The 22,459-nt window shown below is 69.7% G+C and carries 19 protein-coding genes; 5 read left to right on the top strand and 14 right to left on the bottom strand.

Features of this window, described 5'->3' with window-relative positions; translation table 11 throughout:
* The first annotated feature begins 94 nt into the window (after nt 1–94).
* Nucleotides 95–466 (top strand): hypothetical protein, encoded by a 372-nt coding sequence (locus O1G22_RS26970; RefSeq protein ID WP_270083676.1) that lies wholly within the window; start codon nt 95–97, stop codon nt 464–466.
* Here O1G22_RS26970 and O1G22_RS26965 read toward each other — a convergent pair.
* Nucleotides 435–728, bottom strand: coding sequence for a hypothetical protein (locus O1G22_RS26965; RefSeq protein WP_270083675.1), 294 nt, complete (start codon nt 726–728; stop codon nt 435–437). The genes O1G22_RS26970 and O1G22_RS26965 overlap by 32 nt on opposite strands.
* A complete protein-coding gene (locus O1G22_RS26960; protein ID WP_270083674.1) occupies nt 725–904 on the bottom strand; it encodes a hypothetical protein in 180 nt (59 codons plus the stop codon). Before O1G22_RS26960 ends, O1G22_RS26965 begins: the two co-directional genes overlap by 4 nt.
* 163 nt (nt 905–1,067) lie before the next feature.
* Between O1G22_RS26960 and O1G22_RS26955 the strand changes: the two genes are divergently transcribed.
* The 3 genes from O1G22_RS26955 (at nt 1,068) to O1G22_RS26945 (ending at nt 4,428) form a co-directional block, all read left to right on the top strand.
* Nucleotides 1,068–1,862, top strand: coding sequence for a helix-turn-helix domain-containing protein (locus tag O1G22_RS26955; protein ID WP_270083673.1), 795 nt, complete (start codon nt 1,068–1,070; stop codon nt 1,860–1,862).
* Nucleotides 1,855–2,076 carry a DUF397 domain-containing protein gene (locus O1G22_RS26950; RefSeq protein WP_270083672.1) on the top strand — a complete coding sequence of 74 codons (222 nt, stop codon included), beginning with the start codon at nt 1,855–1,857 and terminating at the stop codon, nt 2,074–2,076. The genes O1G22_RS26955 and O1G22_RS26950 overlap by 8 nt, the downstream gene beginning before the upstream one ends.
* Before the next feature lie 75 nt (nt 2,077–2,151).
* Nucleotides 2,152–4,428, top strand: a complete 2,277-nt coding sequence (locus tag O1G22_RS26945) for a glycosyltransferase family 39 protein (RefSeq protein WP_270083671.1) — start codon at nt 2,152–2,154, stop codon at nt 4,426–4,428.
* Between the two features lie 109 nt (nt 4,429–4,537).
* Here O1G22_RS26945 and araD read toward each other — a convergent pair whose 3' ends face one another.
* The 8 genes from araD to O1G22_RS26905 all read right to left on the bottom strand — a co-directional run bounded on the left by araD (nt 4,538) and on the right by O1G22_RS26905 (nt 15,621).
* A complete protein-coding gene (gene araD / locus O1G22_RS26940; protein WP_270083670.1) occupies nt 4,538–5,260 on the bottom strand; it encodes an L-ribulose-5-phosphate 4-epimerase AraD in 723 nt (240 codons plus the stop codon).
* Nucleotides 5,261–5,274: 14 nt separating this feature from the next.
* Nucleotides 5,275–6,792 (bottom strand): L-arabinose isomerase, encoded by a 1,518-nt coding sequence (araA, locus tag O1G22_RS26935; protein ID WP_270083669.1) that lies wholly within the window; start codon nt 6,790–6,792, stop codon nt 5,275–5,277.
* 26 nt (nt 6,793–6,818) lie between these two features.
* A complete protein-coding gene (gene araB / locus O1G22_RS26930; protein WP_270083668.1) occupies nt 6,819–8,510 on the bottom strand; it encodes a ribulokinase in 1,692 nt (563 codons plus the stop codon).
* A 58-nt stretch (nt 8,511–8,568) separates the two neighbouring features.
* Nucleotides 8,569–10,614, bottom strand: coding sequence for an RICIN domain-containing protein (locus O1G22_RS26925; protein ID WP_270083667.1), 2,046 nt, complete (start codon nt 10,612–10,614; stop codon nt 8,569–8,571).
* 102 nt (nt 10,615–10,716) lie between these two features.
* Nucleotides 10,717–12,237 carry an arabinosylfuranosidase ArfA gene (gene arfA / locus O1G22_RS26920; protein WP_270083666.1) on the bottom strand — a complete coding sequence of 507 codons (1,521 nt, stop codon included), beginning with the start codon at nt 12,235–12,237 and terminating at the stop codon, nt 10,717–10,719.
* A 46-nt stretch (nt 12,238–12,283) separates the two neighbouring features.
* Nucleotides 12,284–13,186, bottom strand: coding sequence for a carbohydrate ABC transporter permease (locus O1G22_RS26915; RefSeq protein ID WP_270083665.1), 903 nt, complete (start codon nt 13,184–13,186; stop codon nt 12,284–12,286).
* Nucleotides 13,183–14,175: a carbohydrate ABC transporter permease gene (locus tag O1G22_RS26910; RefSeq protein WP_270083664.1), complete on the bottom strand. Its 993-nt coding sequence runs from the start codon at nt 14,173–14,175 to the stop codon at nt 13,183–13,185. The genes O1G22_RS26915 and O1G22_RS26910 overlap by 4 nt, the downstream gene beginning before the upstream one ends.
* A gap of 99 nt (nt 14,176–14,274) precedes the next feature.
* Nucleotides 14,275–15,621 (bottom strand): ABC transporter substrate-binding protein, encoded by a 1,347-nt coding sequence (locus O1G22_RS26905; protein WP_270083663.1) that lies wholly within the window; start codon nt 15,619–15,621, stop codon nt 14,275–14,277.
* 475 nt (nt 15,622–16,096) lie between these two features.
* On the opposite strand from O1G22_RS26905, the gene O1G22_RS26900 reads away from it, so the two are divergent.
* Entirely contained in the window at nt 16,097–17,134 is a 1,038-nt protein-coding gene (locus tag O1G22_RS26900; protein ID WP_270083662.1) for a LacI family DNA-binding transcriptional regulator, read from the top strand.
* Nucleotides 17,135–17,255: 121 nt separating this feature from the next.
* Here O1G22_RS26900 and O1G22_RS26895 read toward each other — a convergent pair whose 3' ends face one another.
* The 4 genes from O1G22_RS26895 to O1G22_RS26880 are packed head-to-tail and all read right to left on the bottom strand — an operon-like array spanning nt 17,256 to nt 22,339.
* Nucleotides 17,256–18,113, bottom strand: coding sequence for a phosphotransferase enzyme family protein (locus O1G22_RS26895; protein ID WP_270086556.1), 858 nt, complete (start codon nt 18,111–18,113; stop codon nt 17,256–17,258).
* 43 nt (nt 18,114–18,156) lie between these two features.
* Nucleotides 18,157–19,842, bottom strand: coding sequence for a thiamine pyrophosphate-binding protein (locus tag O1G22_RS26890; RefSeq protein ID WP_270083661.1), 1,686 nt, complete (start codon nt 19,840–19,842; stop codon nt 18,157–18,159).
* A complete protein-coding gene (gene speB / locus O1G22_RS26885) occupies nt 19,839–20,819 on the bottom strand; it encodes an agmatinase (RefSeq protein ID WP_270083660.1) in 981 nt (326 codons plus the stop codon). The genes O1G22_RS26890 and speB overlap by 4 nt, the downstream gene beginning before the upstream one ends.
* 56 nt (nt 20,820–20,875) lie before the next feature.
* Nucleotides 20,876–22,339 carry a sodium:solute symporter family protein gene (locus tag O1G22_RS26880; RefSeq protein ID WP_270083659.1) on the bottom strand — a complete coding sequence of 488 codons (1,464 nt, stop codon included), beginning with the start codon at nt 22,337–22,339 and terminating at the stop codon, nt 20,876–20,878.
* Nucleotides 22,340–22,459: the final 120 nt, after the last annotated feature.

Raw genomic sequence — 22,459 nt, 5'->3', positions numbered from 1 at the left:
GTTGACTCGCCGGGGTAGCGGAATGGTTGCACACCCGTTCCCGCCAGGGCAGTTCGAAGGTTCGCCAGGGTGGACAGGGGGCAATGATTCGCTCATGCCAGGGGAGAGTGAGAGTCAAGTCAGGCGGTCGGGGCGGTTGTTCGCGGCGGTGGCGGTACTGCGCTTCCTCGCCGATCCGGGCAAGCGCCTGCCCGGTGCGGACGCCTTCACAGGGAAGGACAGCCCTGAGCAACGGATCAACGCCCTGAAGTCGAACCCGTACGAGGCTCTGCTGGAGGCACGCAAACAGGGTGGCGCGCGCTGGGAGGCGGCAGTGACGGTGTTCCGCTCGATACCCGGCCTCCTGGAACAGGGGCCACTCCCGCACACGGACACCATCGGCCAGGACCGCCTCCCGGACTTCATCGCCGGCTACGACGCCCAACTGGCCCAGCTCAAAGAGGACTTTCCCACTCTCCTGAACTGAGGCGGACACCCCGGCTCACGGCAATCCTGTGTACGTCGGTCAACGCCTCGCGCATCCGAGCGAGCAGGAACCGGAGCTGGGCAGACGTCGCCTGGTCGTCGGCGAGCAGGTCGGCGACATGATCGAGGAGGCCGGCGGCCATGCCGAGTTGCACGGACTCGATGCCGTCAGCCACCCGGGAGAGGTAGCCGGTTCCGTCGGTGAGCAGGTAACAGGGCTTGCCCTCCGAGCCCGCCCAGGGCAAGAGGCGTGCGCTCTTCACTTGGTGGCCTCCGCACCGACAGCCGGCATGCCGAGCGAGCCGAGGCCGATCCCGGGCAGGGCGGGCGGACCCGCGACCCTCGGGGGCTGGTGCCCGGTGTGATGAACGGTCGGCCCGTGGGGCCGGTGCAGGAAACGGAGCAGCGGCTGGAGGAGACGGGCGATACGGTGACTCATGTCGTCACTTCCATAGGTTGGTTGATGGCCATGCCCCCGGACCGGTCGCGTCGGTTGCGGGGGTCTCGCTTTGTGTAGCGATCCGCATACAGAGTGAGACGGCCGGAGCTAGGCTCGCCAGAGGGTTGGGGTGTGACCAGGCATTTGTCACAAAGAGGTGGCCATGACCAACACGTACGGTGACTGGCTCAGGCAACAGCGGGAAGCGGCGGGGCTGACGCAGCAGCAGCTGGCCGACATGGTGGTGATGACGCGTTCGCACATCGCACACATCGAGGCGGGACGCCGAATGCCGTCGAAAGAGGACGCGCGACGGCTGGACAAGGCCCTGAACACGGGAAACGTGCTCAGTAGCTTCCTGCCGGCGGAGGACGCAAAGGTTCCCGACTACTTCGAGGTGGCACGACAACTCGAACAACAGGCGGTGATGATCCGTGAGTTCGCCCTGTCGTTCGTCCCTGGCATCCTCCAGACGAAAAGGTACGCACGTGCGGTTCTGGGCACGTCGTTCCCTCCCGTGAGTGAAGAGGAATGTGACAGGCGCCTTGTCACACGTCTTGAGCGGGCGAAGATCCTCGACGATCCCGTGACACCCGTGGTATGGGTGCTGCTGGACGAGGCAGTGCTCAGGCGCCAGATCGGCGGGCCGGATGTCATGGCGGACCAGATCGACCATGTCGTACGCCTAGCCGAGAGCGGCCGGATCCAGGTGCACGTGCTGCCGTTCTCCCTGGGCCTCCACCCACTATTGAGCAACACGCTCAGCCTGATGTGGTTCGAGGACCAGCCGCCCATGGCATACGGCGAGGGCCTACACATGGGCAAGATCCACGACTCCCCATCCGTGGTTCAGGAACTTCAGCATCGCTACGATTTCGCACTGGGCAACGCACTGCCGTTGAAGGAATCACTGGCTCTGCTCAAGACGACAGCAAGGGACTACGAACGCCATGGCTGACCGAACCATCCCGAATGCAGCCGTGCTGACGGGTTGGCGGAAGTCCTCCCACAGCAACGACCAGGGCGGCAGCTGCCTCGAAGTCCTCGACAACCACCCCGCCGGCATCCCCGTCCGAGACTCCAAGGTCCCGAACGGCCCCGCGCTGATCTTCCGCGCAGTCGACTGGTCGTCCTTCGTCACAGCCGTCAAGGACGGCGAGCTCAGGGCCTGAGCCCCGTTACCCATTCACAGGCAGCTGCAAGGTACGCCACAGCACGCGCTCAAACCGTCTCTGCACGCTGCTCTCGTGACATCTGCCACCGATCCCCTCCCCCACGCCGCGACGGCGACCCCGGGTCCGCCGTCCCCGACACCGTCGCCGAACGCCGTACCCCCGGAGCCCGCGCCGCGCTGGTCGCTGCCCGTGCTGCTCGCGATCCTGCTACTGGCCGCCGTGCTGTACACGTGGAACCTGTCCGGCTCCAGCCTCAACAGCTTCTACAGCGCGGCCATCTACAGCGGCACACAGAACTGGAAGGCCTGGTTCTTCGGCTCGCTGGACGCCGGGAACTTCCTCACCGTCGACAAACCGCCGTTCGCGAACATGGTCATGAGCCTGTCGTGCCGGATCTTCGGCTTCGGCACCTGGCAGATGATGCTGCCGGAGGTCGCGGCCGGGCTCGGCGCGATCTGGATCCTGCACTCCTCCGTGAAGCGGACGTTCGGGCACGTGGCGGCGGCCGTGGCCGCACTGGTCCTGGCCCTGACCCCGATCACGGTCGCGATCAACCGGGACAACAACCCGGACACGATCCTCGTCCTGCTGATGGTCGGCGGCGCGGCGCTCGCCCTGCGCGCCACGCGCACCGGCACGCTGCTGCCGCTGCTCGGCTCGGCGGTCTGCTTCGGCCTCGCCTTCAACACGAAGATGCTGGCCGGCTACATCGCGCTGCCCGCCGTCTTCGCGGTCTACCTGCTCGCGGCGCGCCCGAAGCTCGTGCAGCGGATCGTGAACCTGCTGATCGCGGGCGTGGTCCTGGCGGTCTCCAGCTTCTGGTGGGCGGTCGCCGTGTCCCTGGTCCCCGCCTCCGAGCGGCCGTACATCGGCGGTTCGACGGACGGCACCGCCTGGAACCTGATCATGGGCTACAACGGCCTCGGCCGGATCTTCGGCGGCGAGGGCAACGGCGGCGGTGGCGGGGGCGGCGGCGGAGGCTTCTCCGGCTCGGCCGGCCTCGGCCGGATGTTCAACACCATCCTCGGCGGCCAGATCTCCTGGCTGATCCCCTTCGCGGTGGTCGCCCTGATCTGCGGCCTGATCCTGTGCGGCCGCGCCCCGCGCACCGACCTCACCCGGGCCGCGCTCATCCTCTGGGGCGGCTGGACGGTCCTGCACTACGTCACCTTCGCGACCGCCGAGGGGACGATGCACCCGTACTACACGACCGCTCTCGCCCCCGGCATCGCGGCGCTGTGCGGAGGCGGCGGCGTCCTGCTGCTGCGCGCGTTCCGCACCGACAAGCGGTGGATGTGGGCCCTGCCGGCCGGTCTGGCGGTGACGGCGATCTGGGCGATCGTGCTGCTGCGCCGGGCGTCCGGCTGGAACAGCTGGCTGTGGCCGACCGTCGGGATGCTGATGGCGGCGGCGATCGTCGGCCTGTTCGTCTTCCGCTCCGGGAGCCGTGTGCGGCTGTTCGCGGCCTCTGTGGCTGCGGCGGTCGTGGCCGCGCTCGCGGGTCCGGCGGCGTACGCCTGGTCGGTGCCGTCCGGTTCCGGTGGCGGCATGAGCGGAGTGAACCCGACGGCCGGCCCGTCGACCGGCGGCGGCTTCGGCGGGCCCGGCGGAGGCGGGGGCCGGGGTGGTTTCCCGGGCGGCGGGGAGATGCCGGGCGGCAGCAGCGGCCGGAACGCCGAGGCGGGGGGCGGCTTCCCCGGTGGTGCTCCCTCCGGTGGGGAGATGCCGGGCGGCAGCGGACAGCAGGCCGGAGGCTTCCCGGGCGGCGGCACGGGGAATGGTGAACTCCCCGGCGGCCAGGGCGCGTCGGGTGGTACGGCGCCGGGTGGTACCGGTGCCGCGAACGGCGAGTCGGGACGCGTGAGCGGCCGTACGGGAGCCGGTATGGGCGGCGGCGGCATGGGCGGTGGTATGGGCGGTGGTATGGGCAGCGCGAACAGCGAGCTCATCGCCTACCTGAAGAAGCACCAGGACGGTGCCACCTGGCTGCTCGCGGTCTCCAACTCGCAGAGCGCGGCCCAGATCGAGCTGAGCGCCCGGGTGCCGGTCATCTCGATGTGGGGCTTCACCGGCACCGACAAGGGCATGACCGTCACCAAGCTGGAGGACCTGGTCAAGAAGGGCAAGCTGCACTACATCCAGCTCGGCGGCGGGATGATGGGCGGCGGCCCCGGCGGCGACAACAACAGTGTGTCCTCCGAGGTCACGGCCTGGGTGAAGAAGCACGGGACGCTGGTGAAGGAGAGCGCGTACAGCAAGAGCACGAGCTCCTCCACGTCAGCGAGCAAGACGTCGTCGCAGACCAACACCTCGACGGTCTACCGCTTGGACCCGTCGGACGTGAGCTGAGCCGACACCCGCTTCGGGAACCACACAGCGCGCCAGGGGATCCGACTCCCTTGGCGCGCTGCAGCGCAGGAAGAACCCCGGATGTCCGCCCGCCCGAAGGCGGGCGGCGTCACGGTGTCAGCCGCTCCGGGTTGCCGTAGTAGGCGTCGGGGCCGTGCTTGCGGGTGTAGTGACGTTCCAGCAGGTGGCGGGGCGGTGGGGCCGACGGGGACAGGGACATGGTGTGCAGGGCGATGTCGGCGACGGCCTCGCAGATGATCGCGTGCTCCAGGGACTTGCGGGCGCCGGTGCCCCAGGTAAAGGGGCCGTGGCCGGCGACGAGGGCGGCGGGGACCTCGGCGGCCCGCCGGTCGTCGGCGCCGAGGAGGTCCACGATGACCTGGCCGGTGTTGTACTCGTAGTCCTTCGCGCACTCCTCCTCGGTGAGGTCGCGGGTGACGGGCACGGGGCCGTTGAAGGTGTCGGCGTGGGTGGTGCCGAGGACCGGGATGTCGCGGCGGGCCTGGGCGAAGGCGACGGCATGGGTGGAGTGGGTGTGGGTCACGCCGCCGATGGAGGGGAAAGCGAGGTAGAGGCAGCGGTGGGTCTCGGTGTCGGTGGACGGGCGCAGATTGCCCGCCACCACGGCGCCGTCGGCCAGCCGGACCGTCACCAGGTCGTCGATGGTCAGGGACTCGTAGGCGACCCCCGACGGCTTGATGACGAACACCCCCGCCTCACGGTCGACCCCGCTGACATTGCCCCAGGTCAGGGTCGCCAGACCGACCTGGGGGATGGCCAGGTTCGCTTCCAGGACCTCGCGGTGCAGGCCCTCCCGGATGCCTGTGGTCATCGTCGTCCCTTTTCTCACAGCGCCTGGGCGAGGCGGTGGTAGGCGGCGTTCCAGCGGATCTCCTTGGCCAGCTGCCCGGAGGTGGTGTGCTCGTCGATCGTGAGCAGTTCGATGCCGGTCATGGCGGCGAAGTCGCCGAGCGTCTCCGGGTCCACGGCAGCGCTGAGCACGGTGTGGTGCGGGGCGCCGGCGAGCAGCCAGCTCTCGGCCGACTCGGCCAGCGAGGGGCGCGGCTGCCACACGGCCCTGGCCACCGGCAGCTGGGGCAGGGGCTGGCTGGGGGCCACCACGTCGACGGCGTTGGCGGTCAGCCGGAAGCGGTCGCCCAGGTCGCAGAGGCCGACGACGAGGGCGGGGCCGGGGGCGGCGTCGAAGACGAGGCGGACGGGATCCTCGCGGCCGCCGATGGACAGGGGGTGGATCTGGCAGCTGGGGCGGCCGGCCGCCACCGAGGGGCAGACCTCCAGCATGTGGGCGCCCAGGATGCGCGGGGTGCCGGGGCCGAGGTGGTAGGTGTAGTCCTCCATGAAGGTGGTGCCGCCGGGCAGTCCGGCGCCCATGACCTTCATCGTGCGCAGCAGCGCCGAGGTCTTCCAGTCGCCCTCGCCGCCGAAGCCGTAGCCGTCGGCCATGAGGCGCTGGACGGCGAGGCCGGGGAGCTGGCGCAGGCCGCCCAGGTCCTCGAAGTTGGTGGTGAAGGCGGTGAAGCCGCCCTCGGTGAGGAAGCGGCGCAGGCCCAGTTCCTGGCGGGCCGCGTACAGCAGCGAGTCGTGGCGGATGCCGTCCGGGCGCAGGGCCGGGACGACGTCGTACGACTCGACGTACTCGGCGGCGAGTTCGGCCGCGGCCTTGTCCTCGACGGCGTCGACGACGGCGACGAGGTCGTTGACGCCGTAGGTGTTCACGGAGAAGCCGAACCTCAGCTGTGCCTCGACCTTGTCGCCCTCGGTCACCGCGACCTCGCGCATGTTGTCGCCGAAGCGTGCCAGGCGCAGGGTGCGTGCGGCGTGCCGGCCGGCGGCGGCCCGCGACCAGGCCGCGATGCGGCCGACCACCCGGGGGTCGGTGGCGTGCCCGGCGACGATCTTGCGGTTGACACCGAGGCGGGCCTCGATGTGGCCGAACTCGCGGTCGCCGTGGGCGGCCTGGTTGAGGTTCATGAAGTCCATGTCGATGCTCGACCAGGGCAGCGACAGGTTGTACTGGGTGTGCAGGTGGAGCACGGGCCGGTCGAGTGCGCTGAGTCCGGCGATCCACATCTTGGCCGGGGAGAAGGTGTGCATCCACACGATCACTCCGACGCAGGTGTCGGAGACCGTGGCCTCCTGGCACATCCGCCGGATCGACTCGGCGTCGGTGAGGACCGGCTTCCACACGATCCGCAACGGGATCTCCGGCGCGTCATCGAGCAGTTCGGCGATCTTCTGGGACTGCTCGGCGACCTGGCGCAGGGTGTCGTCGCCGTACAGGCTCTGGCTGCCGGTGAGAAACCAGATCTCCTGGCCCGCGAAGGGGCTCTCGGACGTCGTCATGGCGGTTCCTTTCACAGGGGGGTGGTTCAGGCGGAGGCCGCTGCGCGCAGGCGGCGCAGGCGGTGCATGACGTCGTTGGTGCCGCGGCCGAAGTAGTCGTGCAGCACCCGGTACTCCGCGTACAGGCGCTCGTAGGCCGCCGCGCGGTCGGGGTCGGGCAGGTAGACTCCGCGCTCGACCTTGCCCATCGCCTGGGCGGCGGCGCGGATGTCGGGGTACGCCCCGGCGGCGACGGCGGCGTGCATCGCCGCGCCCAGCGCCGGGCCCTGCGCGGAGCCGATGATGCTCAGCGGGCGGCGGGTGACGTCGGCGTAGATCTGCATGAGCAGGGCGTTCTTCGTCAGGCCGCCCGCGATGATCAGCTCCTTCACGGGTACGCCGGCGGTTTCGAAGGCGTCGACGATGGTGCGGGTACCGAAGGCGGTGGCCTCCAGCAGGGCGCGGTAGACGTCCTCCGGGCGGGTGGCCAGCGTCTGGCCGACGATCAGGCCGCTGAGGTCGTGGTCGACCAGCACCGAGCGGTTGCCGCTGTGCCAGTCCAGCGCCAGCAGTCCGTGCTCGCCGACCTTCTGCGTGGCGGCGAGGGCGGTCAGGTACTCGTGCGGGGTCTGCCCCGCGGCCGCGGCCCGCTCGGCGTACGCGGCGGGAAAGCCGGTGCGCACCCACCAGGCGAAGATGTCGCCGACGCCGCTCTGCCCGGCCTCGTAACCCCACAGGCCCGGCAGGATGCCGCCGTCGACGACCCCGCACATCCCCGGCACGGTCGCCTGCTGGTCGGAGCTCATCACATGGCAGGTGGAGGTGCCCATGATCGCGACCATCTGGCCGGGCTCGACGGCCGCCGCCGCCGGCGCCGTCACATGGGCGTCGACATTGCCGACGCAGACCGCGATGCCCTCCGGCAGCCCGGTCCAGGCGGCCGCCTCGGCGGTCAATCCTCCTGCCGCATCACCGAGTTGGGCGATCGGCTGGTCCAGCTTGTCGGTGACGAAGCCGGCGAAATCCGGGTGCAGGGCGGCGAGGTAATCGGGCGAGGGATAGGCGCCGTCCTGGTACTGGCCCTTGTAGCCCGCGGTGCAGGCGTTGCGCACGTACGTCCCGCACAGCCGCCAGACGATCCAGTCGGCCGCCTCCAGCCACCGCTCGGTGCGGTGGTAGATCTCGGGGTCCTCCTCCAGGACCTGGAGCGCCTTGGCGAACTCCCACTCCGAGGAGATCTTTCCGCCGTACCGCTCCAGCCAGGGCTCCCCCAGCTCGGCGGCCAGCGCGTTGATCCGGTCGGCCTGGCCCTGCGCGGCGTGGTGGCGCCACAGCTTGACGTAGGCGTGCGGGCGGTTCTCAAGGCCGGGCAGTTCGCACAGCGGTGTGCCGTCGGCGAGCACCGGCAGGACGGTGCAGGCGGTGAAGTCCGTGCCGATGCCGATCACCTGCTCGGGCGCCACTCCGGCGCGGGCGAGAGCCTCGGGTACGGCGGTGCGCAGGACGTCGAGGTAGTCCGAGGGCACCTGAAGGGCCCAGTCGGGCGGCAGCGGGGTGCCGTCGGGCAGCTGCCGGTCGAGGACGGCGTGGGCGTAGACGTGCTCGGCCGACGCGAGCTCGGCGCCGTCGCGGACGCGGACGACGACCGCGCGGCCGGACAGGGTTCCGAAGTCGACACCTACGACACAGGGCTCTTCAGACACGGCGACCCCACCTTTCTTGTTCGGTATGACAGTCATCGTTCGAGATGCTGGACATGAGGCCGGGGGCCCGGCCGGGACCGGGCCCCCGGGTGGGTCAGTTGACCCGGGCGATCTGCCAGAGTTCGTCGGCGGCGCCGGTGTCCGCCGACTGGACGATCAGCGCGCCGTTGGCGGTGGAGGCCGAGGCGACGTCCGCCACCAGGCCGCTGGCGGAGTTGACGAGCTTGAAGTAGCCGTTGCCGGCGTCCGTGAGCGTCCACTTCTGGGAGGTGGCGCCGGAGGAGGCGTTCTGGACGACGGCCGCGCCCGACGAGGTAGAACCGTTGTTGTCGAGGAACAGACCGCTGTTGACGTTCTTCACGGTCCACGCCCCGCCGCCGGCCGACTGGAACGTCCACAGCTGGCAGTTGTTGGCGGTGTTGACCCACTGGCCGGCCTGCTTGCCCACCGTGGTGGAGGCGCCGGGGATCTCCAGGAACTTGCCGCTGTTCTTGTTGATCAGGCGGTACTGGCCGGTGGACAGGCTGGGCAGGGCGGTCTGGGTGAGGTTCCAGCGCTGGCAGGCGCAGCCGGTGTCGGACCACTGCCCGGCGGCGGTGCCGACGGTGGTGGAGGCGCTGGGGATCTCCAGGTACTTGCCGCTGATCCGGTTGGTGGCGGTGAAGCCGCCGGCCGGGTTCGGGGCGAGGGCCCACTCGTGGTCGAGGGTGCCGTTGTCGTCCCACTGCAGGACCTTGGCGCCATTGGCGGTGGACTGGTTCTCCACGCCCAGGACCTTGCCGCTGGCCACGTTGAAGATCTTGAAGTAGCCGGACGTCTGCTGGACGAACTTCCACTGCTGGTCGGTGGCGTTGTCGGCGTTCTGCTGGGTGGCGTAGGTGCCGTCGGTGGTCGAGCCGCCGGCGATGGCCAGCATCAGATGGCTGTTGGCGTTGGACATGGTGTAGGTGGCACCGTCGGAGATGCCGCCGCCCAGGTCGATCGTGCCGTAGGTGACGGGGTTCAGGCCGGTGCTGGTCAGGTGGCCGCCGCTGAAGATCATCAGGCTGTGGCCGTCGGCGAGCGGGAGCAGGCCCCGGCTGTAGCCGCCGGGGACGGTGGAGGCGATGCGCGTCCACTGGTTCGCCGCGCCGTTCTGCGTGTTCAGGAACAGGTCGTCGCTGCTGTTGGCGCTGACCACCAGGGTGCCGCCCGCGCCGCCGGTCGGCAGCCAGGTGATGTACGGCGAGCTGGTGGGCACGTAGCCGTCGGTCGTCTTCAGCGCGACCCCGGTCGCGGAGCCGAAGGCCTCCGGGTCGGAGGAGATCTTGTAGTAGACGGCGAAGCCGCCCTCGGGAGCGCCCCAGAACTCGTATGTCATCACGTAGTTGCCGTTGGGCAGCTTCGCGACCGTCGGCATGCCCGGGCGGTCGCTGTAGGTCGACGTGGCGACGTCGTTCACCACAGAGCCCCAGTTCACGCCGTCCGTGCTGACCTGGTGCACGATCTTCTGGCCGTTGTTGGGGTCACGCTGGTCGGAGTAGTACACGATCAGCTTGGAGCCGGAGACCATCAGGAACGGCTCCCACACGGGCGTCTGGCCGTTGGTGGGATCGGCCTTGCCGCCGGTGGCGATGGTGCTGACGTAGGACCAGCTGGCGCCGTGGTCGGTGCTGGCGTACAGGTCCAGCTCGGTCGAGGACAGGTCGCTGGGGATGGAGTTGCCGGCGGCGAGGATCGTGCCGGCCGGGAAGTTGCCGACGGCCGTGGGCAGTTCGTACAGGAACGGCTGGTAGCGCATGCCGAAGCCGTTGTGCGTGTCGGTGATGCTGGAGATCTGCGTCCAGCTGTTGCCGTTGTCGGTGCTGCGGTAGATCGGGAAGACCGGGGTGCCCGAGCTGTACTGCTCGAACGTGGCGAGCAGGGTGCCGTTGGACGATCCGCTGTACTGCAGGCGCAGGGCGCGCGGGTAGAGCGAGCCGGGGGACGGGGCGTTCGACGGCGGGGTGTACATCGTCTGCGAGGCACGCGAGATGGCGTGCGCCGGGCCGGCGGCGGGCAGGACGAGGGCGACGGCGGCTGCGAGCAGGGCCAGCAGCAGGGTGATCGCCTGGGTTCTGGGCAGGGCGCGGTGTCTGGCGCCTTCCCTGGTGGTGGACATGGGCGGCTCCCAAGGAGTGTCCGGGGAAAGGGGTGGTGCGGGCCCGCCGCTCCCGACGAAGGAGAAGGGAGACCGGAAGCGGCGGGGGGCGAAGGGGGCGTGTCAGCCGGCGCGGCGCAGCCGGACGACGTTCCAGGAGACGGGCGGCAGGGTCGCGGTGAGCCGGCCGTCGGTGACGGCACCGGTGCCGGCGGTGTACGGCCGGACCCGGTCCGGTTCGTCCTGGGTGTTGGTGGCGCGGATGTCGGGGTCGCTGAGCACCGAGTGCTCCACCGGCGTGTAGCCCGGGAACGCCCGCAGGTCGAGGGCGAGTTCGACGTTCTCGCTCTGGTGCCGGTTGACGGCGAAGACGGTGAGCTCGTCGGCCCCGTCGGCGCCGGCGATGTGGGTGGCCACGGCATCGACGACGGGAACCTCGCCGAAACGCTTCGTCTCGTACACGGGCGCGACCGGCTCCACCCGCAGGACGGTGCCGCGGGCGTGCCGGGCCGCCTGGGCGAAGGGGTGGAACGTGGTCTGCCGCCAGCTCGGGCCGCCCGCCTCGCTGCGGATGGGGGCGATGACGTTGACGAGCTGGGCGAGGCAGGCGGCGGTGACACGGTCGCTGTTGCGCAGCAGGCTGATCAGCAGCCCGCCGACCACGACGGCGTCGGCGACGTTGTACTCGTCCTCGATCACGCGCGGGGCGACGGCCCACTCGGTCGGCTTGTCCTGGGCCTCGAAGCGGGTGTTGTACCAGACGTTCCACTCGTCGAAGGAGAGGTTGATCCGCTTCTTGCGGCGCTGCTTGGCCCGGATGTGGTCGGCGGTGGCAACCACCGACTCGATGAAGCCGTCCATGTCGACCGGGGAGGCCAGGAAGCTGCCGAGGTCGCCGTCGAGTTCCTCGTAGTAGGCGTGGCAGGAGATGTAGTCGACCTGGTCGTACGCCTCCTCCAGCACGGTCGCCTCCCAGGCGCCGAACGTCGGCATCGAGGAGCTGGAGCTGCCGCACGCGACCAGTTCGAGGTTCGGGTCGATCATGCGCATGGCCCGGCCGGTCTCGGCGGCCAGGCGGCCGTACTCGGCGGCGGTCTTGTGACCCGTCTGCCAGGGCCCGTCCATCTCGTTGCCGAGACACCACATGCGGATGCCGAAGGGGTCCCGGGCGCCGTTCTTGATCCGCTGGTCGGACCAGGCGGTGCCGCCGGGATGGTTGCAGTACTCCAGCAGGTCGAGGGCCTCCTGGACGCCACGGGTACCGAGGTTGAGCGCCATCATGGGCTCGACGCCGGCCTTGCGGGCCCAGCCCGCGAACTCGTGCAGACCGAACGCGTTGGTCTCGGTGCTGTGCCAGGCGAGGTCGAGACGGGTGGGGCGGTCGGCGACCGGGCCGACGCTGTCCTCCCAGCGGAAGCCGGAGACGAAGTTGCCGCCGGGATAGCGCACGGTGGTCACGCCCAGCTCACGCACCAGGTCCAGGACGTCACGGCGCAGGCCGTCCTCGTCGGCGTGCGGGTGGCCGGGTTCGTAGATACCGGTGTAGACGCAGCGGCCCATGTGCTCGACGAACGAGCCGAAGGTACGGGGGCTCACGTCGGCGACGCGGAAGGCGGGGTCGACGGTCAGGGAGGCGTGCAGCATGAAGGTCGCTCCGGGAGGTGCGCGAGAGAGGTGGGGGAAGGCTGGGCTACTTGAGGCTTCCGACGGTCAGGCCGCCGCGCCAGTACCGCTGCAGGAGGAGGAAGGCCACGATCAGCGGGATGATCGCGACGAGGGAACCCGCGATGACGAGGGTGAACAGCGCGTTGGCGCCGGACTGGATCAGCGCTCCCTGGTACCAGGACTGCAGGCCGACGGTGAGCGGGAACAGCTTGTCGTTGTTGAGCATCACCAGCGGCAGGAAGAAGTTGTTCCAGGTGCCGACCATGGAGAACAGCAGCACGGTGACGAGCGCGGGCTTCAGGGTCGGCAGCGCCACCGACCACAGGACGCGCAGCTCACCGGCGCCGTCCATGCGGGCCGCCTCCAGCAGCTCGTCCGGCAGGGACTCCTGCACGTAGACCCGCACCAGGTAGACGCCGAACGGGTTGAGCAGCTGGGGCAGGATGACCGCCCACATGGTGTTGGTCAGCGCCACCTTGCTCAGCAGCAGGTAGGTGGGGATGGCCAGCGCGGTCGCGGGCACCATGATGGCGCCGAGAAGGCTGGAGAAGAGCAGGTTGCGGCCGGGGAAGCGGTACTTCGCGAAGGCGTACCCGGCGAGGGTCGCCACGGCGGTGGCACCGACACCGCTGACGCCCGCGTAGATCGCGGTGTTGCCCATCCAGCGCAGGTACTCGCCGTCGTTGTACGTGAACAGCTGCTGGAGGTTGTCGAAGAACGAGCCCGGCGAGTGGAACCACAGGGCGGCGGTGGAGAACAGCGCGTCGTTGTTCTTGCTGGCCGCGACGACCAGCCACCAGAACGGCAGCAGGAAGTACAGGATCATCGCCACCATCACCGCGTTGACGGTGACGCGCCCTCGGACGGCGGACGTACGGCGGGGCGCCGGGACGGCGACGGCGGGAACGGGGGCTGCGGCGGTCGTCACTTCAGTCCGCTCCTTTTGCGCGTGGCGAACAGGAAGAAGTAGGAGCCGATGAAGACCACCGCTCCGAGCGAGAAGGAGATGGCGGCGGAGTAGTTGAACTCCGAGTACTGGAAGGCCAGGTTGTAGGCGTACAGGTTCGGTGTGTAGTCCGGGCTGATCACCTGGGAGGCGGTCGGTTCGAGGACCCGGGGCTCGGTGAAGAATTGCAGGGTGCCGATGATGGTGAACATCAGCGTGAGCACCAGGGCCGAGGAGATCATCGGGATCTTGATCCGCAGGGCCGTCTGGATCTGCCCGGCGCCGTCGAGCTTGGCCGCCTCGTACACCTCGCGAGGCAGGCCCTGGAGGGCGGCGTACAGGACGATCATGTTGTAGCCGGTCCACTGCCAGGTCACGATGTTGCCGAGCGAGGTCAGCATCAGACCGTGCGACAGCAGGTCGACCTTGCCGAGGCCGAGGGCGTGGCTCAGGGAGTTCACCGGGCCGAAGGTCGGGCTGTACAGGAAGCCCCACATCAGTGCGCCGATCACCGCGGGCACGGCATACGGCATGAACAGGGTCATGCGGAAGACCTTGGCGAGGCGGCTGGTGACCTCGTCGACGATGAGGGCGCCGAGCAGGGCCAGCACGAGCATCACCGGGATCTGGACCACGCCGAAGACCACCACGCGGCGCACACCGGACAGGAACTGCGGGTCGGTGAAGGTCTGCTTGTAGTTGGCGAACCAGCTGAAGTGGTCGCCGCCCACCAGGGTGGAGGTCCTGAGGCTCAGCCAGAACGCGTACGCCAGCGGCGCCACCAGGAAGGCCAGGAAGAGCAGGGTGAACGGGGCGATCAGCAGCAGGCCCATGCCCCGGTGGCGGGCGCGTGCGGACAGCCCCGAGGTACGCCGGCCGCTCTTCCCGCCGACCGCCCGGACGCCAAGTGGCTCAGCGGGTGCGGGACTTGAGGGCGCGAGTGCTGGTCCCTGCTGTCGGAGCAGGCTCATCACTTCTCCTTGCGCGTGGTACGGGGCCCCCGGCCGACGGCGGCCGGGTGACGCGCGGGGCGTCGGCGGGGGCGGTGCGGACTTGAGGACTCGGGCCGGTTACTTGCTGACCTTGAATCCCTGCTTGCTCGCGTAGGAGGTCACCTGGTTCTGGACGTTGTCGTTCACCGCGGACCAGTCGGTCTGGCCCTGGAGCGCCTTGCCCACCTCACTGGTGTCGGTGTTGTAGGCGAAGTCCTGGAACGGGCTCCAGTCGAAGCTCCCGATGGTGTTCGCGGCGGGCACGAACACCGAGTTGATCTGCTGGCCGCCGAAGAAGTCGTACTTCTTCTGCTTGAAGTAGGCCCCGTTGAGGATCGGGCTGGACAGCGGGAACAGGTAGGCCTGGTCGATGCCGATCTTCCAGGCGGCCTCGGAGGTGCCGAAGAGCTCCCGGGCGACCTCGGTGGCCTCCTTGGGGTGCTGGGTCTGCGTGGTCACGGCGAAGGACGAACCGCCCCAGTCGCCCTGGTCGTTGCCGCCCGCCGTCCACTGCGGCAGGGGCGCCACCCGCCACTGGCCCGCGGTCTTCTTGGCGACGCTGGAGAGGTAGCCCGGACCCCAGCCGGCCGCGATGTAGGTGGCGTACTTGCCGGTGCTGAGGCCGTTGTAGAAGTCCGTGGTGGCGTACGAGGTGGTGTCGACCAGCTTGTTCTTCACCAGGTCGCCCCAGTAGTCGTACACCTTCTTGGCCCCTGCGTCGTTCAGGTTGATCCCGATGTTCGGCAGCTTGCTCGCCGAGTAGGTGTAGGGGCGGGAGCCGGCCTGCCACATCAGGCCCTGGCGCCAGCCGGCGGCCGTCTCGTCGCTGCCGAAGTCGGTCAGGTACGCGTTCGGGTCGGCCTTGTGGAGCTTGACCGCCTCCTCCTTGAACTCCGCCCAGGTGGTCGGCACCTTCAGGTTGTACTTCTTGAAGAGGTCGGCCCGGTACATCATCGCCATCGGGCCGCCGTCGACCGGGATGGCGTAGACGTGGTCGCCGTCGGAGGCCTGGTTCCAGGCCCACGACACGTAGTTGCCCTTGTCCGCGTTCGCGCCGTACTTGCCCATGTCGAGCAGGCCCTTGGTGAGCTGGATGGTCGGCAGCTCCTGGAACTCCAGCATGACGACGTCCGGGGCGCCCTGGCCCGCCTTGAGCGCGGTCTTCAGCTTGGTGTACTCGTCCTGGCCGACGCCGGCCTGCACCCAGTCGACCTGGACGTCCTTGTGCGTCTTGTTGAACTGGTCCACGACCTGCTTGAAGTCCGGGTACCAGGCCCACACCTTGATGTGCACCGGGCCGCCGGCCGAGGCGCCGGAGCCGCTGCCGCCACCGCCGCAGGCCGCGAGGAGCACCGCGGCGAGGGCGGCGGAGGTCGTCGCGACGGCGGTCCGGCGCAGGGAACGGGGCAGTCTGGTGGACGACATGAGCATTCTCCTGGGTGAGGGTGCCCGAGGGGCAGGAAGGGGAGGCGGAGGGAGAGGGAGAGCGGTGTGGGGCGATATGTGCCGTAAAAGTGCGCGTGGAGTCCAGATCTCGAACATCGTTCGAGATTACGTACATAGAAAGGTGGGCGTCGTCAGGCCGCGGCGAATAACGTGGAGGGCGCCGTCCGGGCGCGGGCGGCTGCCTGCCCGGAAGCGGTCACGTGCGTCACTGCGGCTCCTACCGGTCACCCCGGGATCGCTCCCGGGGGTCCCGGGATCACTCCCGGGGGATCCGGCCCGCGGCGACGCCACGGACCTGCACGTCAGGGCGAAGAGGAGGCGGTTCCCGATCATCCCTTCGGGTCGCCTCTGCTAGGCTCTGCAGCGCTGCAAAAGTGTTAACCGAAGGATTGCCGCGCTGCAAGAGGTGGGTCGAAACTTTCGGGTAATGGTCCATCCAGGATGAAGGTGACCTATGGCAAAGGGCGTCACACTCCGCGACGTCGCGGCGCTGGCCGGAGTCTCCAGTCGCACCGTGTCGAACGTGGTCAACGGCTACGCGCCGGTCTCCGAGGCCATGCGTGCCCGGGTGCAGAAGGCGGTCGACGAACTCGGCTACCAGCCGAACGTCCTGGCCCGCAACCTCGCCTCGGGCCGGTCCGGCCAGATCGCGGTGGTGGTTCCGTACCTGGACACGCCGTACTTCGCCGAGCTGCTGCAGGGCATCATCCGCGCGGCCCGTGTGCGGGGGTACAACGTCCTGATCGACCAGACCGACGGCGACGCGGAACACGAGAAGCTGTTCCTCAGCCGCGGCTCGCAGCAACTGCTCTTCGACGGCGTCATCTTCAGCCCGCTGGGCATGGCCCAGTCCGAACTGTCCGAGCGCGACCCGAAGCTCCCGCTGGTCGTGCTCGGCGAGCGGGTCAGCGACGGCGGCTTCGACCACATCGGCATCGACGACGTCGCGGCCTCTCGTGAGGCCACCGAGCACCTGCTCGGCCTCGGCCGGCGCCGCGTCGCCGCGATCGGCGACCAGCCGTACCGCACCGGCGAGGCGGCCCAGCTGCGCACCCGCGGCTACCGCCTGGCCCATGAGCGGGCCGGCGTGCCCGTTCGCGGGGAGTACGTCATCTCCACCCCCCGCTTCAACCGCTCCGACGGCGCCACCGCCATGGCCCACCTGCTCGACCTTGAGGAACCGCCCGACGCGGTCTTCTGCTACAGCGACCTGGTCGCCCTGGGCGCGCTGCACACACTGGCCTCACGTGGCCTGCGCGTCCCGGAGGACGTCGCGATCGTCGGCTACGACGACATCGAGGACGCCCGCTACTCCAACCCGCCCGTCACGACGATCTCGCCGGACAAACAGATGATCGCCGAGACGGCGGTGGAGCGACTGCTCAAACGGATCGGCAGCCCCACCCCCGTCCCCGGTATGGAGATCCGCGCGCCGCACCGGCTCATCCCGCGAGCGAGCACGGTGGGGCGGGGCGCGACGGACGCGTCCTGAACACCCGGGCGCCGCGGGGTGGGCCGCCGGGACAGGTCGCGACGCGTTCTGTACGCGGCGGCGGCCCGGTGTTCATCGAGCCGAAGCCCAGCTCAGTGCCTCCGCGTACCGGGACGACGCGTTACCCGCTCCCCTCGTCCTGGACGAATCCACGATCGAGTGCTGCTCGGATCCGGCCGAGCCACTCCGTGCGCAGCCGGCGCCCGTTCGGGAGTTGGTCGCCTCGATCCCAGCGCCACGTCGTGATCATCGCCAGCACGAGGATCCGGCACGCACGCAGCACGTCCTGATCGACACCCGGACAGTGCTCGCTGACTTCTTCGGGCGCATGGGCGAGGTCGAATGCGACGGGCCCACGGCAACACGTCTCAAGGTCGATGAACAGCAGCCCGTTCTTCGTGGTGAGCACGTTGCCCGGGTGCGGCTCACCGTGCAGCAGCTGCTCGGCGCCGCCGCGCTCGCCGATCACTCGCCTCAGGCTTCGTAACGTGTCGCCGAGCAGTTCCCGGTCCGCGTCGGCGAGGGCGGGAGTGCGGTCGCGGTTCGCCAGCAGTTGCTGAGCCTGCTCGACTCGATCCGTGAAACGCGGTGCCGGGACATCGAGCGTGCGCATGCCGGCATGCAGCCGCGCGAGCGCGTCGGCGTAGTCGGCCGGTGAGACCTCTCGGGGGGTCACGGGTTCGTAGTAGGTCCATAGCGTGACCACGAAGCCATCGCGCTCATGGACGCGTGGCTCCACTCGCGGATCGAGAGCAGCCACAGGGCACCCGGATTCGGCGAGCCGCTGAGCGAGCTCGACCTCGAACTGTGCGACCTGCTGCGCCACAGGTGCCACCCGGGCCAGGACGTCACAGGGCAGCAGACGCAGCGTGAGCTTGTTCGAGTCATGGAGAACGAGCGCGTCGTCGGTTGTCAGGCCACATGATGAGGCGATCGACATGGCTGCGGCCACCGCACGCGGGACCTCTGACGCCTCCATCGTCGCCTCGTTCCCCACCGAGTTGTCGATACCGGTCGCGACACTAGCCCACGTGCGTCGGCGCGAACATCCGCAGGACCGCCGGGAGCACCACCACCGACGGCCCCGGAGCCGACAGCGCCTTCCTCAGGTCCTCCTCCAGGGTCTCCGGAGTCGTCCGTACCCCCGGCACGCCGAAGGACTCCGCCAGGGCCACGTAGTCCGGCCGCGTCAGTTCCGTGGCCGTGGCCTGGCCGAAGGCGTCCGTCATGTACTCGCGGAGGATGCCGTAGCCGCCGTCGTCGACGATCAGCCAGGTGACCGGGAGGTCGTACTGGCGTGCCGTGGCCAGTTCCGCGATCGAGTAGAGGGCGCCGCCGTCGCCCGACACCGCCAGGACCGGGCGGGTGGGGTCCGCCGCCGCCGCGCCCAGCGCCGCCGGGAAGCCGTAGCCGAGGCCGCCGGCACCCTGGGCCGAGTGCATCAGGTTCGTGCCCCGGGGGTCGAACGCCGACCAGGCCCAGTACGCCAGGATCGTCATGTCCCAGAAGGAGGGTGCCGCTGCGGGCAGCGCGCGCCGGACGGCGGCCAACACCTCCTGTTCCAGGGTGAGTTCCTGCGAGGCGATACGGGCACCGACCTTCGCCAGCAGCTCTCGCACCCGCTCCGGCGCCGTCGCGTCCGTCCGCTCCTCCACCGTCTCCAGCAGGGCCTGCAACGCCAGGCGGGCGTCCGCGTGGATGCCCAGTGCCGGGTGGTTGGACTCCAGTTTGCCGAGGTCCGCCTCGATCTGGATCACTCGGCCCCGGGGCTTGAACGTGTGGTAGTTGGAGGACAGTTCACCCAGGCCCGAGCCGACGACCAGCAGGACGTCCGCGTCCTCCAGGAAGTCCGTCGTGTGCCGGTCCTCCAGCCAGGACTGGAGGGACAGGGGGTGGTTCCACGGGAACGCACCCTTGCCGCCGAACGTCGTCACGACCGGAGCGTCCAGCTTCTCGGCCAGCCGGCACAGCTTGCCCGACGCGTCCGATCGCACGACCCCGCCGCCCGCGATGATCGCCGGGCGGGACGCGTGCGACAGCAAGTCGGCGGCCACCGCCGTCAGTTCGACACGCGGGACCAACTCCTCCGGCGTCGCGTCCACCGCCGTCACCACCGGCAGCGCGGTCGGCGCCAGCAGTACGTCCTGCGGGATCTCCACCCACACCGGGCCGTGCGGGGCCGTCAGGGCCGACTTCCAGGCCGCCGCGATCGCGGACGGGATCTGGGACTGCGTACGGACCGTGTGGACGGACTTGACCACACCCCGGAACGAGGCCGACTGGTCCGGGAGTTCGTGGAGGTAGCCGTGGCGGCCGCCGCCCAGGCCCGCCGTCGGGATCTGGCTGCTGATCGCCAGCACGGGAGCCGAGGCCGCCGCCGCCTCCTGCAAGGCCGCGAGCGAGGTCAGCGCTCCCGGACCCGTCGAGAGCAGCAAGGGTGCCGCCTCGCCCGTGATCCGGCCGTACGCGTCCGCCGCGAAGCCCGCGTTGTTCTCCACCCGCAGGCCCACATAGCGCAGCGACGAGCGGCGCAGGGCGTCGAACATGCCGAGGGCGTGCTGGCCGGGCAGGCCGAAGACCGTCGTCGCGCCGAGCCCGGCCAGCGTTTCCACGACCAGGTCTCCGCCGCTGCGGCCGGGAGGGGGATTCAGCGCGGCCGCCGTCTGCCGAGCGGTCGGGCGGAGCACCAGGTCGTGGTCGTGAGTCACTTCGCTGCCGAGTCCTTCCGGGCCGCCGCGATCTGGCGGCTCATGATGGTGGTCAGTTCGTAGGCCGTGTGGGAGGCCGCGACCGAGGTGATCTCCGCGTGGTCGTACGCCGGGGCGACCTCGACCACGTCCGCCGACACCAGGTTGCAGGATGCCAGGCCGCGCAGGATCTCCAGCAGCTCCCGCGAGGTCATGCCGCCCGCCTCCGGCGTGCCCGTGCCGGGCGCGTGGGCCGGGTCGAGGCAGTCGATGTCGATGGAGATGTACAGCGGGCGGTCGCCGATGCGCTGGCGCAGCTGGTCGGCCACCTCGTCGGCGCCCCGGCGGTAGATGTCGGCCGAGGTGACGATGCCGAAGCCCATCTTCTCGTCGTCGGTGAGGTCCTGCTTGCCGTACAGGGGTCCGCGCGTACCCACGTGGGAGAGGGCCGAGGTGTCGAGGATGCCCTCCTCCACCGCGCGGCGGAACGGGGTGCCGTGGGTGTACTCGGCGCCGAAGTACGTGTCCCACGTGTCCAGGTGGGCGTCGAAGTGCAGCAGCGCCACCGGGCCGTGCTTCTTGGCCACGCTCCGCAGCAGGGGCAGCGCGATGGTGTGGTCGCCACCGAGGGTCATCAGCCGGGCGCCCGTGCCGAGCAGCTCGTCCGCCGCCGCCTCGACGGTCTCGACGGCCTCGTTGATGTTGAACGGGTTCACGGCGATGTCGCCGCCGTCCGCGACCTGGGCGAGGGCGAACGGCGACGCGTCCTGCGCCGGGTTGTACGGGCGCAGCAGCCGGGACGCCTCGCGGATGGCGTTGCCGCCGAAGCGGGCGCCCGGCCGGTACGAGACGCCGGAGTCGAACGGCACGCCCACGACGGCGACGTCGGCGGTGCCGACCTCGTCCAGGCGGGGCAGCCGGGCGAAGGTCGCGGGGCCGGCGTACCGCGGGATGCGGGAGGAGTCGACGGGGCCGCGGGGCGTCTCGTTGCTGCTCATGATGAAATGCCTTCTTTCTTGCGCTTCGTCGCGCATGTACTGCTTCTGGTACGACTCTACTGGTGAGCCGGTACCGGTTCGGACGAGAGTTCGGAGGGGGACCGTCCGGCGAGGCGCTCGCGCCAGGCGGTGAGGACGGTCTCGTCGGTGGGCCTGGTGGCCAGGGACACGGTGACGTAGGCGGCCAGGGAGGCGAGCAGGCCGTAGTAGACCGGCTCGTTGGCGAGGATGCCGTAGCCCGCCATCAGGCCGATCACCGCCAGGCCGCCGACGATCACCGACGCCAGCGCGCCCTGCACCGTGCCGCGCTTCCACAGCAGGCCGCCGAGGATGGGCACGAGCAGGCCGCCGACGAGCAGGTTGTACGCCACCGTGAGCGCCTCGACCACGTTGTTCAGCGCGATCGCCGTACCGATCACCGCCACGCCCATGATCAGGATGAAGGCGCGGTTGCCGCCGACCTCGTCATGGTCCGCACCGTCGCGCCGTACGGCACCGCGCAGCCGCGACCAGATGTCGTTGTTGGCGACCGTCGCGCAGGCGATCAGGGCGCCGGAGGACGTCGACATCACGGCGGCGAGGGCGGCGGCCAGCACCAACCCGCGTACGCCGACGGGGAGTTCGTCCTTGACGATGGTGGCGAAGGCGTCGTCGGGGCTGCCCAGCTTCGGGTAGAGCACCTTGGCGGCCGTACCGATCACCGCGCCGGCGAGGGCGTAGGCCAGACAGTAGGTTCCGGCCACCGTGCCGCCCCACTTGGCGGTCCTGTCACCGCGGGCGGTGAACACGCGCTGCCAGATGTCCTGGCCGATCAGCATGCCGAACGTGTAGATCAGGACGTACGTGAAGATCGTCTGGCCGCCGATGCCCAGCGGGTCGAAGTACGAGGTGGGCAGCTTGGCCTTCATCTCGCTGAAGCCGCCCGCCTTGACCACGGCGATCGGCAGGAGCAGGAGCAGCACGCCGATCGTCTTCACGACGAACTGGACCATGTCCGTCAGGGTGATCGACCACATGCCGCCGAGGGTGGAGTAGGCGACGACGATCGAGCCGCCGAGGACGATCGCGAGGGTCCGGTTCATGTCGAACAGGACGTCGAAGATCGTGGCGTAGGCGATCGTCGAGGTGACCGCCAGCATCAGGGTGTACGCCCACATGACCACGCCGGAGATCAGGCCGGCCCGGCCGCCGTAGCGCAGGTCCAGCATCTCGGAGACCGTGTAGACCTTCAGCCGGGCGATGCGGGCGGAGAAGAAGACCGACAGGGCGAGGAGCCCGAGCCCGATGGTGAAGACCATCCACGCGCCGGACAGGCCGTACTGGTAGCCCAGTCCCACCCCGCCGATGGTGGACGCGCCGCCGAGGACGATCGCCGCCATGGTGCCGGAGTACATGGCCGGTCCCAGGCGGCGGCCGGCCACCAGGAACTCGCTCTTCGACCTGGCGCGGCGCATGCCCCACCAGCCCATGGCCAGCATGCCGGCGAGATAGACGACGATCACTGTGTAGTCGACGGCCATGAAGCCCTCCTCCACTCGAAGTCGTACGGGGATCGGATCGCCGGCGGGTGACGTCCCTCGACAGTAGGTGGCCGGAAAGCGACTGCGAAGTGTACGTTTCATCCATATGAACGGGGTGGA

The organism is Streptomyces camelliae (assembly GCF_027625935.1).
Lineage (GTDB): Bacteria > Actinomycetota > Actinomycetes > Streptomycetales > Streptomycetaceae > Streptomyces > Streptomyces camelliae.
Note: the sequence above shows the minus strand (reverse complement) of the source record. Positions and strands in the feature narration are given on the sequence as shown.

Excerpts from the sequence above, each read along its gene's own strand:
- O1G22_RS26970 (WP_270083676.1), top strand. The coding sequence starts at position 95 with ATGCCAGGGGAGAGTGAGAGTCAAGTCAGGCGGTCGGGGCGGTTGTTC.
- O1G22_RS26960 (WP_270083674.1), bottom strand. The coding sequence starts at position 904 with ATGAGTCACCGTATCGCCCGTCTCCTCCAGCCGCTGCTCCGTTTCCTG.
- O1G22_RS26955 (WP_270083673.1), top strand. The coding sequence starts at position 1,068 with ATGACCAACACGTACGGTGACTGGCTCAGGCAACAGCGGGAAGCGGCG.
- O1G22_RS26950 (WP_270083672.1), top strand. The coding sequence starts at position 1,855 with ATGGCTGACCGAACCATCCCGAATGCAGCCGTGCTGACGGGTTGGCGG.
- araD (WP_270083670.1), bottom strand. The coding sequence starts at position 5,260 with ATGACCACAGGCATCCGGGAGGGCCTGCACCGCGAGGTCCTGGAAGCG.
- araA (WP_270083669.1), bottom strand. The coding sequence starts at position 6,792 with ATGACGACGTCCGAGAGCCCCTTCGCGGGCCAGGAGATCTGGTTTCTC.
- araB (WP_270083668.1), bottom strand. The coding sequence starts at position 8,510 with ATGACTGTCATACCGAACAAGAAAGGTGGGGTCGCCGTGTCTGAAGAG.
- O1G22_RS26925 (WP_270083667.1), bottom strand. The coding sequence starts at position 10,614 with ATGTCCACCACCAGGGAAGGCGCCAGACACCGCGCCCTGCCCAGAACC.
- arfA (WP_270083666.1), bottom strand. The coding sequence starts at position 12,237 with ATGCTGCACGCCTCCCTGACCGTCGACCCCGCCTTCCGCGTCGCCGAC.
- O1G22_RS26910 (WP_270083664.1), bottom strand. The coding sequence starts at position 14,175 with ATGAGCCTGCTCCGACAGCAGGGACCAGCACTCGCGCCCTCAAGTCCC.
- O1G22_RS26905 (WP_270083663.1), bottom strand. The coding sequence starts at position 15,621 with ATGTCGTCCACCAGACTGCCCCGTTCCCTGCGCCGGACCGCCGTCGCG.
- O1G22_RS26900 (WP_270083662.1), top strand. The coding sequence starts at position 16,097 with ATGGCAAAGGGCGTCACACTCCGCGACGTCGCGGCGCTGGCCGGAGTC.
- O1G22_RS26895 (WP_270086556.1), bottom strand. The coding sequence starts at position 18,113 with ATGGAGGCGTCAGAGGTCCCGCGTGCGGTGGCCGCAGCCATGTCGATC.
- speB (WP_270083660.1), bottom strand. The coding sequence starts at position 20,819 with ATGAGCAGCAACGAGACGCCCCGCGGCCCCGTCGACTCCTCCCGCATC.
- O1G22_RS26880 (WP_270083659.1), bottom strand. The coding sequence starts at position 22,339 with ATGGCCGTCGACTACACAGTGATCGTCGTCTATCTCGCCGGCATGCTG.